Consider the following 16,346-nt stretch of genomic DNA (forward strand, 5'->3'; position numbering starts at 1 on the left):
CGTCGGGTAGGATTCACCAGATGGGCATGGCCCGGCGGAAAGTCACCGGGTGAAGCGGGTCGGCTCCATGCCTTCGGGCACGAAGGCGCCCGGCGGGATCAGCCCCGGCGTCACGTATGCGTGGTGCAGCGCGTCGAGCTGCGCCCACAGCAGCTCCGTCTTGAAGCGCAGGGCGGCGATGGACTTCACCTGCTGCTCGTACGTGCGGGCATGCTCCAGCACGTAGGACAGGCCGAAGCGCACGTCGCGCGGGGCCTCGTCCAGCCGCTTGCGGAAGTAGGACAGGGTCTGGTCGTTGGCGAACTCGTAGTTCTGCTCGAAGCCGGCGATGCGCTCCTTGTGGATCGCCGAGGCGAACAGCTCCGTCAGGGAGGAGGCGACGGCCTCCAGCGTCGTCCGGGTGGAGACGAAATGAACGTAGGCGTCCACCGCGAAGCGCGTCGCCGGCAGAATGCCCTCCAGCGAGCGGACATAGTCGCGGTCGAGCCCGAGCCCGTCGGTCAGCTTCAGCCAGCGCTCGATGCCGCCGTCCTTGCCCTCCTTCTGGCTGCCGTCCTCGTTCAGCCCGTCATGGTCGAGCACGCGGTGCAGCCATTCCCGCCGCAGCGCCGGATCGTCCATGCGCGACATCAGGGCCAGATCCTTCTTCGGGATCGACACCTGATAATAGAAGCGGTTCAGCGCCCAGGCCTGCACCTGCCCGTGGGCGAGCTTGCCGCCGTGCAGCAGCTTATGGAAGGGGTGGAGGTCGTGGTACTGGCGCTCCCCGACCTTGTAGAGTTCGGTCTCGAACTCCTCCCGCGACATCGGCGCCGATTGGGGGGAGCGGGACTCCAGGCTCGTCATACCGAAAACTCCATGCCGTCGTGCGCGACCTCCCAGCCGGCCGCCTCGACCTGGCGGCGCTCCGCGGAATCCTCCAGCAGGACCGGGTTGGTGTTGTTCAAGTGAATGTAGACCTTGCGGGCGACGCCGAGCCCGTCGAAGGCGGCAAGGCTGCCATCCGGGCCGGAGATCGCCATGTGGCCCATGCGCTGGGCGGTCTTCACGCCGGTGCCGGTGCGCGCCATCTCGTCGTCCACCCAGGTGGTGCCGTCGAAGAAGACCAGCGGCGCGCCCCGCAGCCGGTCGGCGAGCCAGCCCGGCAGGCTGGCGCAGCCCGGCATGTAGAAGAAGCTGCCGCCCCCTGCGGTGTCGGTGATGCGCACGGCCACCGTGTCCTCGGACACGGCACCGAGGTTCAGGCCAATGGATTCGTCCTCAAGGTAGAGGGCGACCTTTCCGGGAATGGCGAAGACCTCGACCTCCAGCCCCAGCCCCTCCCCGTCCGGGCCGGCCGGCTGGAAGGGCGTGCCGAGCGCCATGGCGCGGCGCGGCACCATCTCCGGCTTCAGGACCTGGAAGACGCTGTTGGCGGCGAGCACGCCCTGGACGCGGGCCGTCGCGTAGAGCGCGAAGGGCTGGCTTTCGCGCAGGGTCAGCAGGCCGGTCACATGGTCGATGTCGGCGTTGGTCAGCAGCGCCGCCGAAATCGGCGTGCCGCGGCGCTCACCCACGGCGTGCAGCGCGGGGGTGGCGAGAATCTGGGCCCTCAGATCGGGCGAGGCGTTCAGCAGCAGCCAACGCCGGCCGTCCGCCGAAACCGCAAGCGAGCTTTGAGTGCGGGGACGGGCGAGCGGATCACCCGAACGGGCGCGGCGGCAGCCTTCACAGTTGCAGTTCCACTGCGGAAAGCCGCCGCCGGCCGCGGAGCCGAGCACGATGATCTGCATCGTCACGGCTCAGTCGCCTTAGAGACCGGCGCAGGCGTACGCGTTGATTTCGCAGCCAACGGAGATCTCGGCAACCTTGGGCTTGCGCCAAACCTTCATGATAGATCCTCCCATTTGCGTTTTCGGAGCGGCCTCGCCGCCCTAGGACGATACCCTACCCCAAGTCGGTCCGGGGTCAATATAATACTTTGGTTAGCGAACAAACATTGGCCGGGGCGGGGCGGCGGCTATGACCTGGGGCCGCCCTGCTCACTGAGCCTTCAACGCAGCAGGCTTGCCTTGCCACCGCACCTAAACAAAACTATCTTTCGTAGCTTAAAGGTACATATAGCCTTGAGGCTCCAGCTTCGGCAATGGGCGCCATTCTGTTCATCCGATTTGTCCACTTTTAGAAAGCTTGCACTTATGAGTGAACCAAGCCAGATAATTTTTATCGATACTAATTGCCTAATTCATCTTCGTGATTTGAAGGATCTACCGTGGCAAAGTCTATTTCCTAAATCAAAATGGATTGATATAGCAATCGCTCCTATAGTGATCGAAGATCTTGACAAATTCAAAGTCGATCGCGAAAGTCGACGACGTGATCGCTCTAGACAAGCACTAGCAATTATCGAAGAAGCATCAACAAAGGCGGACTTCCGGCTCTTTTTAAAAGAAGGATCAATTAAATTAAGCTTGCGTGTCTCAAGCGCAAGCCGTGTTGATTGGAGTAGCTTCCCATCACTTGATCCCACTCGCGCCGACGATCAATTGGTTGCGACCGCCCTATCAGAAAATGCCCTCAGCCCCTGCGTCCTTTTATCTCACGACACTGGCCCCTTGATTCGGGCACGAATGACTGGCCTCGCCGCACATCGCCCACCCGCTGACTGGCATCTGCCTGAGCAACCGGATAGTACAAAACAGGAGATTGCGCGCCTAAAGCGCGAGATTGAAACTCTCCGAGCAACGCGACCCTCCATCCATGCAGCTTTTGAGTTAAATGGGTCTGTTACTACGGAGATAGTATTCCCCATTATTCAACTTCCACAAATTCCATTGGAGATCCGAAAAATTCTTTCTACTGAATGGATTAGCCGCCACCCCAAGATCTTCCTGTCATCGCCTGACCCACACCTTCGACTAGGAACGATGTATTTTGAAGATGGGTACTCAAAGTACGATATTGATAAATATCAGAAGGACTATGATGACTTTGAGAGAGCAACCGAGTCATATTTCGAGAATATGCACAAGATTTTAAAGAAAACATCAATGATCATGGAGGTTCAGTACGCAATAGAAAACACTAGCTCGGTAACAGCTACAAACCTTACTATAAAGTATACCGGACCAGATGACACAATTCTCTTCGGAGACAAAGAAGAAGTACCACACTGGACAGACTCTCTAGACATGCCATTACCACCCGAACAGCCGAAAACTCGCCAGCAATCGAGATATGAGTCGTTCGCGCAGTTCCATACACCCATTATCAATCAGATGAAACCGCGCGATCCTACAAAATTTTATTGGCAAGATCGCCCCAAAGCTTCGACACGTAGTGGGTCGTTGATATGCGCCGAATTTCGCGCAATGCGTACGTGGCGCGATAGTTTTTTTCTTATCCCTGAAAAAAAGCCCTTTTCTGGTCCTGTTACACTAACACTTTCAGCCACAAATCTGCCTGCGCCATATGAAGCAAAAGCAAACATTAAGCTACAAGAAAAGTTGATGAATTGGACGGATGCAGAAGTACTGAGCAGAATCGACCCCTGGATCCATGAACATCTTAAAGCTATATAACAGGATGCGGAGGGATTATAAAAATTATGAAATATTAGGTTTTTTACAGGAGGCGACCTATCCTCATGGGTTTGCGATGATTTCAGCCGCGCGCTTGGCCGCCAGGGCACTCAGAGGCGTTTGCGTTAAGCACTTCATCATCTATGAGCAGGCAGTCGAGTCGCATCTAAGGATCCCGGACCGACATCGCGTCAAGCACCCTATCAAAGCCAAGTACGAGTTTAGTCTCATGGAAATGCGCAGCCGCATAGATGTAGGCGTGACTGTCAGAAACGGCGATCAACCGCTGGCCTCGCGTTTTCTTATCCAGCAGCTTGATGCGTGATTTCGAGTAGTTTCTTGAATTTCTTCACACCGAAAGATCCAACCGCCAGTACTAAGAGGTTCTTCTTGACCTTACTGATTTCTATAAGAATTAATGGTGTTTCTAGAAGATTCAGTTATAGAGAAAAGGTTTTATGTGGCTTATAACGTATATACTTTCTTAATCGCGCATACCCTCCATCGGTATCAGTGTTGTGGTACATTATGCACAAGGTCACGGCGTATGCCGCCTTTGTATATTCTCCATGCAGGCACGGCGCTATCGTATCGAAGAATCAATTCTCTTTAACAGCTTCCTACCTTTTATATTGAACAACTATCGTCCCTTATTTCACCCGAAGCCCCCTCTCCAGCGGACGAATCCCCAAGGCAAGCACCAGCCCAATCGCCGTGGCGCAGGCGATGTAAAAGGGCGCCGCCGACCAGCCGTGGGTGGCGACGACGGAGGCCAGCAGCGGGGGGCCGATGAACTGGCCGATGTTGGAGCCTTGCATGACGAAGCCGCTGATCGTGCCGACGAGGTTGGGGCGCGGGGCGAAGGCCGGCAGGGCTCCCATGATGGTCGCCGGCAGCAGGCCGCCGATGACGGCGTACAGCAGGGCGGCGCCATAGCGCAGGCCGAAGGGCAGGCCGCCGGTGAACACCACCAGTGCCGTCAGGCTCAGCATGACGCAGGGGCCGGCGATCAGCACCCAGCGCGGCACGCCCATCCGCGCCAGCACGCCGCTCATCACGTTGCCCAGGGCGTTCGCCAGCACGGCCACGGCGCACAGGACGGAGGCGGTGGCGGCGTCCATGCCCAGCTGTTCGACCAGCATGGTCGGCAGGAAGCCGAAGACCGACATGAAGCTCATGCTGTAGGCGACGAAGACGCCGGCCAGCATCCAGGAGGCGGGCTGGGCCGCGGTCAGACGCACCGCCGTCAGCAGGGAGGGCGCCGCCACCCCGCCCTCGCGCGGCGCCACGCGCGGGCTCGCCAGTAGGGCCGCCGCCGAGGCGAGGCAGGCCAGCGCCGCCACCGCCCAGGTTCCGCGCCAGCCGAATTCGGCCAGCAGCGGCGGCGAGGCCAGCATCATGGCGGCGACGCCGGCCGGCAGCCAGACGCCCCAGAGGGCGAGCGACAGGCGCATGTCCCGCGGCCGGGTGACGGAGGCGATGTGGCCGGGGGCGGCGACGATGGTCAGGATCAGGCCCATGCTCTCCAGGAGCCGGCTCGCCAGCAGCGGCCCGGCCGAACCGGACAGGGCGCCGGCCAGGCTGCCCGCCGCCAGGGTGGCGAGGCCCAGCAGCATGGCGGTGCGGTGGGTGAGCTGGTCGGCGAGCCGGCCGAACAGCAGGCCCGACACGGCGCCCAGGCCGCTGACAAGCGCCATCAGCCAGCCTGCGGCCACGAGGTCCATGCCCAGCTCGGCGCGCAGCATGGGCAGGGCCGGCGGCACCTTGCCGATGTGCAGGGCCGCCGCGATCCCCGCCAGCACGGCGACGGTGACCTGGCCCCAGCGGGTTTCTGGAGCGCGTTGCATGATTCTCCCTGGGGGTGGCGGTTTCCCTCGCCCCTCCGGGGAGAGGGAGGGGCCCAGCCCGCAAGGGCTGGGAGGGTGAGGGCCGGCGTCCCGTGGGACGCCGCAAATGGCCTTTACGGCCATTTGCCTGAAGTTTCCACCCTCACCCTATCCCTCTCCCGGGGCGGGAGAGGGGATTAGGCTGCATCTTTGCGCAGGCCTCAACTCGGCGCGTGCACGTCCGAGCGGGCCAGGGCGTCGTCGCTGCCGGGCTCCACGCCGTTGATCTCGTCGATGATGTTGCGGCCGTTCTCGATGAGGTAGTTGCAGAGCTGCTGGTGGACCGGCAGCAGGGGCATGTTGCGGCGGTGGGTGACGTACCAGCTGCGCATCAGCGGCAGGCCCTCCACTGGCAGGACCGCCAGCATGCCCAGCTTCAGCTCCAGCCCGATGGTGTGGCGGGAGATGAGGGAGACGCCCATGCCGGCGATGACCGCCTGCTTGATGGTCTCGTTGCTGCTGGAGATCATGGTGATCTCCGGCGCGAAGCCGTGATCCTGGAAATAGCGGTCCATCAGGGCGCGGGTGCCCGACCCCATCTCGCGCAGGATGAAGCGGTCGTTGGCGAGCGCGTTCAGCGGAATGTTGCGCGCCCAGAGCTGGGCGGCGCTGCCGTGGGCCAGCGGGTGGTTCGGGGGCGCGATGATGACGGAGGGGTGCGGGGCGAAGGGGTGGGCCTCCACCTCCGTTTCGTCGGGCGGGCGGCCGGTCACGGCGATGTCGATCTCGCCCTTCATCAGGGCTTCCTGGATCTCCCGCCGGTTGCCGTCCTGGAGGTGGATGGAGACGCCGGGATACATGGTCTGAAAGCGGCCGAGCATGTGCGGCACGATGTATTTCGCTGTGCTGACCAGCCCGATGGTGACCTGCCCGCCGCTCAGTCCCTTGAGCGCCATCATGCGCTGGTCGGCGTCGTGCAGCGCCTTCAGCACGATGGCGGCGTAATCGACCAGCGCCTTGCCGGCGTCGGTCAGCACCACCCGGCGCCCCACCCGCTCGAACAGCGGGAACCCGCTCAACCCCTCGATCTGGCGGATCTGGAAGGAGACGGCGGCGGGGGTGAGGTTGAGCTTCTCGGCCACGCGCGTGAAGGAGAGCGATCGCGCCGCCTCCACGAAGATCTGGAGCTGGCGGACCGTCGCGTGGCGGATCGTCATGACAAGCCTTTCCTTGTTATAATGGTTGATACTATTGAATATTCCTTAGCATGTCCAGCTGATAGTTTGATTTCACAACAAACGGACTTCAAACCCCTCCCTACCAAATCCCCCATAAGCAATCACCGAGGTCGCCCCATGAATACCTTGGAAGACGCCAAGATCACCGACATGAAAGCCCGCTACAAGCCGGGCGTTCTCAAGTACCGCCAGATGGGGTACTGGGTCCCTGATTACGAGATCAAGGAGACCGACGTGCTCGCGGTGTTCCGCATCACGCCGCAGGACGGCGTCGATCCGGAAGAGGCGGCGGCGGCCGTTGCCGGCGAATCCTCCACGGCGACCTGGACGGTGGTCTGGACCGACCGGCTCACCGATTGCGAATACTACCGCGCCAAGGCCTACCGCGTCGATCCGGTGCCCGGCCAGCCCGGCCAGTATTTCGCCTACATCGCCTACGACCTCGACCTGTTCGAGGAGGGCTCGATCGCCAACCTGACGGCGTCCATCATCGGCAACGTCTTCGGCTTCAAGCCGCTGAAGGCCCTGCGGCTGGAGGACATGCGCATCCCGGTCGCCTACATGAAGACCTTCCAGGGTCCGGCCACCGGCATCATCGTGGAGCGCGAGCGCCTGAACAACTACGGCCGCCCGCTGCTAGGCGCCACGATGAAGCCGAAGCTGGGCCTGTCGGGCCGCAACTACGGCCGCGTCGTCTACGAGGCGTTGCGCGGCGGCCTCGACTTCACCAAGGACGACGAGAACATCAACTCGCAGCCCTTCATGCACTGGCGCGACCGCTTCCTCTACTGCATGGAAGGCGTCAACAAGGCCTCGGCCGAGACAGGCGAGATCAAGGGCACCTATCTGAACGTCACCGCCGGCACGATGGAGGAGATGTACGAGCGCGCCGAGTTCGCCAAGGCGCTGGGCAGCACGATCATCATGATCGACCTCGTGATCGGCTACACGGCCATCCAGTCCATGGCCAAGTGGGCGCGCCGGAACGACATGATCCTGCACCTGCACCGCGCCGGCCATTCCACCTACACCCGGCAGAAGTCGCACGGCGTCTCCTTCCGCGTCATCGCCAAGTGGATGCGCATGGCCGGCGTCGACCACATCCACGCGGGCACCGTCGTCGGCAAGCTGGAAGGCGACCCCGCCGTCATCCGCGGCATCTACGACACCTGCCGCGAGCCGGTCACCCGCGCGAACCTCGCCCACGGCCTGTTCTTCGACCAGGAATGGGCCAGCCTTAAGAAGCTGATGCCGGTCGCCTCGGGCGGCATCCACGCCGGCCAGATGCACCAGCTGCTCACATATCTCGGCGACGACGTGGTGCTCCAGTTCGGCGGCGGCACCATCGGCCACCCCATGGGCATCCAGGCGGGTGCGACCGCCAACCGCGTCGCGCTGGAATGCATGATCAAGGCCCGCAACGAGGGGCGCGACATCTGGAACGAGGGTCCGGAGATCCTGGCGGCCGCCGCCAAATGGTGCACGCCGCTGCGCGCCGCACTCGACACCTGGAAGGACGTCACCTTCGACTACGCCTCCACCGACTCCGTGGACTACGCACCGACGCCGACCATGGCCTGACGCGGCCCCTGCAGGCCCGTCCACCGGAAGCTGCCCTCCGGCGCCCCTCCTCCTCCCGGGGCCGCCGGAGGACCAGCCGAACCAAATCCGCCGAACGCAAAGTGAAGGATCGCCGACCATGCGCATCACGCAAGGACAGTTCTCGTTCCTCCCCGACCTGACGGACGAGGAGATCACCATGCAGGTCCAGTACGCGCTGGACCAAGGCTGGATCGTGGCCATCGAGCACACCACCGACCCGCACCCCCGCAACGCCTATTGGGACATGTGGGGCCAGCCGATGTTCGACCTGGCCGACGCCGCCGGCGTGATGATGGAGCTGGGGGATTGCCGCCAGGCCAACCCGAACAGCTACATCAAGATCCTCGCCTTCGACTCCAACAAGGGGTTCGAGAGCATCCGGATGAGCTTCCTCGTCAACCGCCCCGCCGAGGAGCCCGGCTTCGAGCTGGTGCGCGCCGAGGCCGCGGGGCGCCAGCTCAACTACACCATCCGCAGCTACGCGACCGCCCAGCCAGCGGAAACCCGTTACCGGTGAGGGCATGAGCATGGTTACGACCGCAACCGGCCCCACCCGCCGCCCGGCCCACCTCATTGCGCCGAGCATCCTGTCCGCCGACTTCGCGCGGCTGGGGGATGAGATCGAGAACGTGATCGGCGCCGGCGCCGACGTGGTCCATTTCGACGTGATGGACGGCCATTACGTGCCGAACCTCACGATCGGTCCCCTGGTCTGCGAGGCGATCCGCCCCCGGACCACGGCCCCGATCGACGTGCACCTGATGGTCAAGCCGGTCGACGCGCTCGTAACCATGTTCGCCAAGGCTGGCGCGGACATCATCTCCTTCCACCCCGAGGCGTCGGAGCATGTGGACCGCACCCTGTCGCTGATCCGCGACCTGGGCTGCAAGGCGGGGATCGTCCTCAACCCCGCCACGGGGCTCCACCATCTCGACTATGTCATGGACCGGCTGGACCTCATCCTCGTGATGTCGGTCAATCCGGGCTTCGGCGGGCAGGCCTTCATCCCGGAATCCCTGCGCAAGATCGCGCAGGTCCGCCGCCGCATCGACGGGCACCGGGCGGCGGGCGGGGGCGAGATCCTGCTGGAGGTGGACGGCGGCGTGAAGGTGAACAACGTCCGCGCCGTCGCCGAGGCCGGGGCCGACATGTTCGTGGCCGGCTCCGCCATCTTCGGGGCCAGGGACCCCGACGGCGGCTTCCGGGGCGTGATCGGCGAGTTCCGGCGCGAGCTGGAGGCCGCCGCGGCCGTGGGAGCGGCGGCCTGACGGCCGCCCTTCCCCACCCCTCCCCCAACGCGGGGTGGCGGGTCCGTCCTCCCCTCCGGACCCGCCACCCTTCCCTAAAAGCTTGGTGACCGACATGACCGCACTCGCCCCCGCAGACACGAAGACCACCACCGAACTCACCACCACCGCCACGACCATCAGGGACGTGCCGGGGACGGTGGACCTCGACGCGCTCTACACCGGCGCCGGGATCGAGGCCATCCTGTCCGGCATGGACCGGGAGCTGATCGGGCTGGTGCCCGTGAAGACCCGCATCCGCGACATCGCCGCCCTGCTGGTGGTGGAGCGGGCGCGCCGCACGCTCGGCCTCCAGGCCGACCCGCCGTCGCTGCACATGAGCTTCACCGGCAACCCCGGCACCGGCAAGACCACCGTGGCGCGCCGCATCGCCGGCATCCTGCACGGGCTCGGCTACATCCGGCGCAACCACGTCGTCAGCGTCACGCGCGACGACCTGGTCGGCCAGTACATCGGCCACACCGCGCCCAAGACCAAGGACGTGCTGAAGAAGGCGATGGGCGGCGTGCTGTTCATCGACGAGGCCTATTACCTGTACCGGCCCGAGAACGAGCGCGACTACGGCCAGGAGGCGCTGGAGATCCTGATGCAGGTGATGGAGGAGAACCGCGACGACCTCGTGGTCATCCTCGCCGGCTACCGCGACCGCATGGACACGCTCTACAAGAGCAACCCCGGCCTCAGCTCCCGCATCGCCCACCACATCGAATTCCCGGACTATTCCCCGGACGAGCTGCTCCACATCGCTGAGAAGATGGTGGAGACCATGCAGTACCGGCTGGACGAGGACGCCCGGTCGGCGATGCGCGAGTACATCGAGCACCGCATGCGGCAGCCCCGTTTCTCCAACGCCCGCTCCATCCGGAACGCGCTGGACCGCGTGCGCCTGCGACAAGCTAGCCGTTTGTTCGCCGCGCGCGGAGACGCGGTCGATGCTATAACACTACAGACGCTCCGCGCTGAGGACATTCGGGCGAGCCGGGTCTTTACTCAGTGACGGCAATAAACAAAGGCAGACGCTGCCGTGGGAGGACAACATGCCGCATCGCCGTACCACCCTCAGCAAGTTCATCATAGAGGATCAGCGCCGGCGCGGTGGGCCGGACACGGACTTGACGGCCCTTCTGAACGACGTGCAGACCGCGTGCAAATTCATCTCCTCGGCGGTGGCCCGCGGCAACCTCCGCCCGCCGCCGGAGTTCGACACGGGCGTGAACGTGCAGGGCGAGGAGCAGAAGCCGCTGGACGTGCTCGCCAACGACATCGTGCTGCGCTGCTGCGAATGGGGCGGTGAACTCTGCGGCATGGCCTCGGAAGAGATGGAGGAGCCCTACTCCATCCCCGACAAGTATCCGCGCGGCCCCTATCTGCTGGTCTTCGACCCACTGGACGGCTCCTCCAACATCGACGTGAACCTGACGGTCGGCACGATCTTCTCCGTGCTGCGCGCGCCGGACGGGGTGACCGACCCGACGGCGGAGGATTTCCTCCAGCCCGGCACCCGCCAGGTCGCCGCCGGCTTCGCGCTTTACGGGCCGAGCACGATGATCGTGCTGACCTTGGGCGACGGGGTGCACGGCTTCACGATGGACCCGGAGATCGGCGCCTTCACCCTCACCCACCCGGACATGAAGGTGCCGGAGACCACCTGCGAGTTCGCGATCAACGCGTCGAACGAGCGCTTCTGGGAGCTGCCGGTCCGGCGCTACGTGGAGGAGTGCATCCAGGGCAAGACGGGGCCACGCGGTGCCGACTTCAACATGCGCTGGGTCGCCTCGCTGGTGGCGGAGGTCTACCGCATCCTGATCCGCGGCGGCGTCTTCATGTACCCGACCGACAGCAAGAACCCCAAGCAGCCCGGCCGCCTGCGCCTGCTGTACGAGGCGAACCCGATGGCGATGATCATCGAACAAGCTGGGGGTGCCGCCTCCACGGGGCGCAAGCGCATCCTGGAGGTCGTGCCCGACCGGCTGCACCAGCGGGTGCCGCTGATCCTGGGCTCCAAGGCCGAGGTCGAGCTTCTGGTGAAGTACCACCAGACCCACGATTCGGGCGAGGAGATCACGTTCCAGTCGCCGCTCTTCAACACGCGCTCGCTGTTCCGGACGACCGGACCTGCCCTGGAGACCTGATCCATGTCGGTGAAGCATCCCATCATCGCCGTGACCGGCTCCTCGGGCGCCGGCACCACGACCGTCACCAACACCTTCCAGAAGATCTTCCGCCGCGAGGGCATCAAGGCCGCGATCATCGAGGGCGACGCCTTCCACCGCTTCGACCGGCTGGAGATGCGCCAGCGGCTGGCCGAGGCCGAGGCGTCGGGCGTGCGCAACTTCAGCCATTTCGGACCGGACGCCAACCTGTTCGAGGAGCTGGAGCGGGCCTTCATGAGCTACGGCGAGAGCGGCACGGCGCGGGTGCGCAAGTACCTGCACGACAGTGTCGAGGCCGCCCCCTACAAGCAGGATCCCGGCACCTTCACGCCCTGGGAGGACATCGAGCCGGACACCGACATGCTCTTCTACGAGGGGCTGCACGGAGCGGTGAAGACCGAGAGCGTGAACATCGCGCGGCACGCCGACCTGAAGATCGGCGTCGTTCCGATCATCAATCTGGAATGGATCCAGAAGCTGCACCGCGACAAGAACGCCCGCGGCCATTCGCAGGAAGCCATCGTCGACAACATCTTGCGGCGCATGCCCGATTACGTGACCTACATCTGCCCGCAATTCTCGCTGACCGACGTGAATTTCCAGCGCGTGCCCACGGTGGACACGTCGAACCCCTTCATCGCCCGCGACATCCCGTCGCCCGACGAAAGCATGCTGGTCATCCGCTTCGCCAACCCCCGGGGGATCGACTTCCCCTACCTGCTGTCGATGCTGCACGACAGCTTCATGAGCCGCCCCAACACCATCGTCTGCCCCGGCGGCAAGATGGGCCTCGCCATGCAGCTGATCTTCACGCCGATGATCCTGCAGCTCTGGGACCGGAAGAAGAAGGCGCTGTAGGGGGGCGGCTCCCTAGTCCCCTCTCCCCTCTGGGGAGAGGGTCAGGGTGAGGGGGTCCCGCGTTTGCCGGACTTTTCCGTCCCCCCTCACCCCCCTCACCCGGCCCTGGCGGGCCACCCTCTCCCCAGGGGGAGAGGGAAAGAACGTCCGACATTGCATGCCGCTTTCCCGCGACGCGGGGATGACGGGGACGTGCGGCCTGAATTCGGCCACGCAAAAAACAAAAGCGTCTGGAGGAGTCCACCATGACCGTCATGCTGCAAAGGCAGACCACGCGCGACCACCGGTCGCTTGCCAACGCCCTGCGCTTCCTCGCCATCGACGCGGTGGAGCAGGCGAAGTCCGGCCATCCCGGCATGCCCATGGGCATGGCGGACATCGCCGAGGTCCTGTGGAACGGCCATCTGAAGCACAACCCGGCCGACCCGGCCTGGCCGGACCGCGACCGCTTCGTGCTGTCGAACGGCCACGGCTCGATGCTGCTCTACGGGCTGCTGCACCTGACCGGCTACGACCTGCCAGCGGACGAGCTGAAGCGCTTCCGCCAGTTCGGCTCGCGCACCCCCGGCCATCCGGAGGTCGGCATCACGCCGGGCGTGGAGACGACGACCGGGCCGCTCGGCCAGGGCATCGCCAACGCGGTCGGCATGGCGCTGGCCGAACGGCTGCTGGCGGAGGAGTTCAACCGGCCGGGCCACCGGATCGTCGATCACAGGACCTACGTGTTCCTGGGCGACGGCTGCCTGATGGAGGGCATCTCGCACGAGGCCTGCTCTCTGGCCGGCACGCTGGGGCTGGAAAAGCTGGTGGTCTTCTACGACGACAACGGCATCTCCATCGACGGCCATGTCGAGGGCTGGTTCACCGACGACACGCCGGGCCGTTTCGAATCCTACGGCTGGCGGGTGATCCGCAACGTGGACGGCCATGACGCCGCCGCGCTGGACGCCGCCGTCCGCGAGGCGCTGGAGCCCTGCGGCAAGCCGACCCTGATCTGCTGCCGCACGGTGATCGGCTGGGGCGCCCCGAAGATGGCGGGCACCCACGACGTGCATGGCGCCCCGCTCGGCGCCGACGAGACGGCGGCCTGCCGCACGGCGCTGTGCCACCCGCACGCCCCCTTCGAGACGCCGGACGCGCTGGCCTCGGTCTGGGACGCCCGCGAGCGCGGCGCCCAGCAGCAGCGGGAGTGGGAGGACCGCTTCGCGGCCTACGCCGCCGAATACCCGGTCGAGGCGGCGGAGTTCCGCCGGCGCATGGCCGGCGACCTGCCGGCCGACTTCGCCACTCGGGCCGACGCCTGGATCGCGTCGGTCGCCAGGGCGCCGGAGACGGTTGCCACGCGCAAGGCGTCGCAGAAGGCCATCACCGGGCTGGCACCGCTGCTGCCGGAGTTCCTGGGCGGCTCGGCCGACCTCACCGGATCGAACCTGACGAACTGGCCGGGCTGCCGCTCGGTCACCCGGGAGAGCGGCGGCAACTACATCCATTACGGCGTGCGCGAGTTCGGCATGACCGCCGTGATGAACGGGGTGGCGCTGCACGGCGGCTACATCCCCTTCGGCGGCACCTTCCTGACCTTCTCCGACTACGCCCGCAACGGGCTGCGGCTCGCGGCGTTGATGCGCCAGCGCTCCATCTTCGTCTTCACCCACGACAGCATCGGGCTGGGCGAGGACGGGCCGACGCACCAGCCGGTCGAGCACGCCGCCTCGCTCCGCCTGATCCCGGACCTGGACGTCTGGCGCCCCTGCGACCTGCTGGAGACGGCGGCGGCCTGGCGCGCGGCGGTGGAGCGGCGCAACGGCCCGAGCTGCCTGCTGCTGTCGCGCCAGAACCTGCCGGCCCAGCCCGGCGGGGAGGAGCGCGCCGGCCTGGTCGCCCGGGGCGGCTACGTCCTGGCGGAGGCCGAGGGCGGAACGCCCGGCCTGATCCTGATCGCCACGGGGTCGGAGGTGGCCCTGGCGATGGAGGCGCGCGATCTGCTGGGCCAGCGCGGCGTGGCTGTTCGGGTGGTCTCCATGCCCTCCACCACCGTCTTCGACCGGCAGCCGGCCGATTACCGTGCGTCCGTCCTGCCGGCCGGGGTGCGCCGGGTCGCGGTCGAGGCCGGATCGACCTCGGGCTGGTGGAAGTATGTCGGGCTGGAGGGGGCGGTCATCGGCATCGACCGCTTCGGCGAATCCGCCCCCGCCCCCGCCCTCTTCAAGCATTTCGGCTTCACCGCCGACCGGGTCGCGGCCACCGCGGAAGCCGTGCTGAAGGGCTAAGCCCGCTCCACAAACGCACAACGACAAACCCCTGGGAGAGATCGATGGCCCTCGTTTCGATGCGTCAGCTTCTGGATCACGCGGCCGAGAACGGCTACGGGATCCCGGCCTTCAACGTGAACAACATGGAGCAGGTCCAGGCGATCATGCAGGCGGCCGACGCCTGCGACAGCCCGGTGATCCTGCAGGGCTCGGCCGGTGCCCGCAAATACGCCGGCGAGCCGTTCCTGCGCCACCTGATCGAGGCGGCGCTGGAGAGCTGGCCGCACATCCCCGTGGTCATGCACCAGGACCATGGCGCCAGCCCGGCCGTCTGCCAGCGCTCCATCCGCTCGGGTTTTTCCAGCGTGATGATGGACGGCTCGCTGATGGAGGACATGAAGACCCCCTCTTCCTACGAGTACAACGTGGACGTCACCCGCCGGGTGGTGGAGATGGCGCACGCGGTCGGCGTCTCGGTCGAGGGCGAGCTGGGCTGCCTAGGCTCGCTGGAGACCGGCATGGCCGGGGAAGAGGACGGGTCGGGTGCGGAGGGCGTGCTGACGCACGACCGGCTGCTGACCAGCCCGGCGGAGGCGGCGCAGTTCGTGCGCGACACCAACGTGGACGCGCTGGCCATCGCCATCGGCACCAGCCACGGCGCCTACAAGTTCACCCGCCGGCCGACGGGCGACATCCTCGCCATCGACCGCATCAAGGAGATCCACGCCCGCATCCCCAACACGCATCTGGTGATGCACGGCTCCTCGTCGGTGCCGCAGGAGTGGCTGGACATCATCCGCGAGCATGGCGGCTCCATCAAGGAGACCTACGGCGTGCCGGTGGAGGAGATCGTCGAGGGCATCCGCCACGGCGTGCGCAAGGTGAACATCGACACCGACATCCGGCTGGTGATGACCGGCGCCATGCGCCGGCTGATGGGGCGCAAGCCCGACGAGTTCGACCCCCGCAAGTTCCTGGCCGCCGCCGTGGAGGCCGCGCGCGGGCTCTGCGCCGAACGGTTCGAAGCCTTCGGCAGCGCCGGCCAGGCCTCCCGCATCAAGCCGATCCCGCTGGACACCATGGCGCTGTCCTACGCCAAGGGATCGCTGAACCAGACGGTCCACTGAGGCCCGGTAGGGGTTTCCGGCCGGTATCTGTCTTTGGTTGATACCCGCCTTTGCTTGGTTCGGTGTGCTCCCTTCCGCCTCGGCGCCCGGATTCCCCCGGGCGCCACTTTTGCGTTATGTTGCGCCGCAAAATAATTGTGGAAGGCCGCTGGGGAAGTGATCTACTTTGCCGGCCAGCGCAAAAAAACAGGCGCTTTTTTGTGCGGAACGGGCAGCCTCTCTGTTGATGCCTGTGACGATGCACGGACGCCGACCTTCCCGTGCAAGCGCCTGCAAGAGCCGGAACGGCTCTCAAACCCGCCGCAGCCTTCAACGCGCGCGAGGACACGAGCCCCAGCCTGACGGATGGGCCTCGGCAAATTGGTGGAAACGTCCAGCGGTATGATTGTGCAAGCCTTTATCAGGGGCGGGGACCGACCTGAC

15 protein-coding genes are annotated in these 16,346 nt (G+C 65.2%); 10 read left to right on the plus strand and 5 right to left on the minus strand.

Annotated elements, in window-relative coordinates; all coding sequences use genetic code 11:
• Positions 1-42: 42 nt before the first annotated feature.
• From pqqC to pqqA, 3 genes are read right to left on the minus strand one after another with little or no spacing between them, the layout of a single operon-like run.
• Positions 43-846: a pyrroloquinoline-quinone synthase PqqC gene (pqqC, locus tag JUB11_RS17070; protein WP_207459778.1), complete on the minus strand. Its 804-nt coding sequence runs from the start codon at positions 844-846 to the stop codon at positions 43-45.
• Complete coding sequence (gene pqqB, locus JUB11_RS17075; RefSeq protein WP_207459842.1) at positions 843-1,772, minus strand: pyrroloquinoline quinone biosynthesis protein PqqB; 930 nt, start codon at positions 1,770-1,772, stop codon at positions 843-845. Before pqqB ends, pqqC begins: the two co-directional genes overlap by 4 nt.
• 18 nt (positions 1,773-1,790) lie before the next feature.
• Complete coding sequence (pqqA, locus tag JUB11_RS17080) at positions 1,791-1,886, minus strand: pyrroloquinoline quinone precursor peptide PqqA (protein WP_348771455.1); 96 nt, start codon at positions 1,884-1,886, stop codon at positions 1,791-1,793.
• A gap of 291 nt (positions 1,887-2,177) precedes the next feature.
• On the opposite strand from pqqA, the gene JUB11_RS17085 reads away from it, so the two are divergent.
• Together JUB11_RS17085 and JUB11_RS17090 are read left to right on the plus strand one after the other, a co-directional pair.
• On the plus strand, positions 2,178-3,560 hold the full coding sequence (locus tag JUB11_RS17085) for a PIN domain-containing protein (RefSeq protein WP_207459779.1): 1,383 nt from the start codon (positions 2,178-2,180) through the stop codon (positions 3,558-3,560).
• Positions 3,538-3,885: a hypothetical protein gene (locus JUB11_RS17090; RefSeq protein WP_207459780.1), complete on the plus strand. Its 348-nt coding sequence runs from the start codon at positions 3,538-3,540 to the stop codon at positions 3,883-3,885. The genes JUB11_RS17085 and JUB11_RS17090 overlap by 23 nt, the downstream gene beginning before the upstream one ends.
• A gap of 325 nt (positions 3,886-4,210) precedes the next feature.
• On the opposite strand, the gene JUB11_RS17095 is transcribed toward JUB11_RS17090, so the two are convergent.
• On the minus strand, positions 4,211-5,407 hold the full coding sequence (locus tag JUB11_RS17095; RefSeq protein ID WP_207459781.1) for an MFS transporter: 1,197 nt from the start codon (positions 5,405-5,407) through the stop codon (positions 4,211-4,213).
• Between the two features lie 200 nt (positions 5,408-5,607).
• Positions 5,608-6,603: a LysR family transcriptional regulator gene (locus JUB11_RS17100; protein ID WP_207459782.1), complete on the minus strand. Its 996-nt coding sequence runs from the start codon at positions 6,601-6,603 to the stop codon at positions 5,608-5,610.
• Positions 6,604-6,741: 138 nt separating this feature from the next.
• Here JUB11_RS17100 and JUB11_RS17105 point away from each other — a divergent pair, with 138 nt between their 5' ends.
• The 8 genes from JUB11_RS17105 to fba all read left to right on the plus strand — a co-directional run bounded on the left by JUB11_RS17105 (position 6,742) and on the right by fba (position 15,923).
• Complete coding sequence (locus JUB11_RS17105) at positions 6,742-8,205, plus strand: form I ribulose bisphosphate carboxylase large subunit (protein ID WP_207459783.1); 1,464 nt, start codon at positions 6,742-6,744, stop codon at positions 8,203-8,205.
• A gap of 118 nt (positions 8,206-8,323) precedes the next feature.
• Positions 8,324-8,743, plus strand: a complete 420-nt coding sequence (locus JUB11_RS17110; protein WP_207459784.1) for a ribulose bisphosphate carboxylase small subunit — start codon at positions 8,324-8,326, stop codon at positions 8,741-8,743.
• Between the two features lie 10 nt (positions 8,744-8,753).
• Positions 8,754-9,494 (plus strand): ribulose-phosphate 3-epimerase, encoded by a 741-nt coding sequence (gene rpe, locus JUB11_RS17115; protein ID WP_207459785.1) that lies wholly within the window; start codon positions 8,754-8,756, stop codon positions 9,492-9,494.
• A gap of 94 nt (positions 9,495-9,588) precedes the next feature.
• Positions 9,589-10,530 carry a CbbX protein gene (cbbX, locus tag JUB11_RS17120; RefSeq protein ID WP_207459786.1) on the plus strand — a complete coding sequence of 314 codons (942 nt, stop codon included), beginning with the start codon at positions 9,589-9,591 and terminating at the stop codon, positions 10,528-10,530.
• Positions 10,531-10,570: 40 nt separating this feature from the next.
• Positions 10,571-11,665 (plus strand): class 1 fructose-bisphosphatase, encoded by a 1,095-nt coding sequence (locus tag JUB11_RS17125; protein ID WP_207459787.1) that lies wholly within the window; start codon positions 10,571-10,573, stop codon positions 11,663-11,665.
• Positions 11,666-11,668: 3 nt separating this feature from the next.
• Positions 11,669-12,544 (plus strand): phosphoribulokinase, encoded by an 876-nt coding sequence (locus JUB11_RS17130; RefSeq protein ID WP_207459788.1) that lies wholly within the window; start codon positions 11,669-11,671, stop codon positions 12,542-12,544.
• A 245-nt stretch (positions 12,545-12,789) separates the two neighbouring features.
• Positions 12,790-14,814 (plus strand): transketolase, encoded by a 2,025-nt coding sequence (gene tkt / locus JUB11_RS17135; protein WP_207459789.1) that lies wholly within the window; start codon positions 12,790-12,792, stop codon positions 14,812-14,814.
• A gap of 44 nt (positions 14,815-14,858) precedes the next feature.
• The gene (gene fba, locus JUB11_RS17140) at positions 14,859-15,923 is read left to right on the plus strand and encodes a class II fructose-bisphosphate aldolase (protein ID WP_207459790.1); all 1,065 of its coding nucleotides are present in this window, start codon (positions 14,859-14,861) and stop codon (positions 15,921-15,923) included.
• Positions 15,924-16,346 lie beyond the last annotated feature (423 nt).

The organism is Azospirillum sp. SYSU D00513 (assembly GCF_017356015.1).
GTDB lineage: Bacteria > Pseudomonadota > Alphaproteobacteria > Azospirillales > Azospirillaceae > Azospirillum.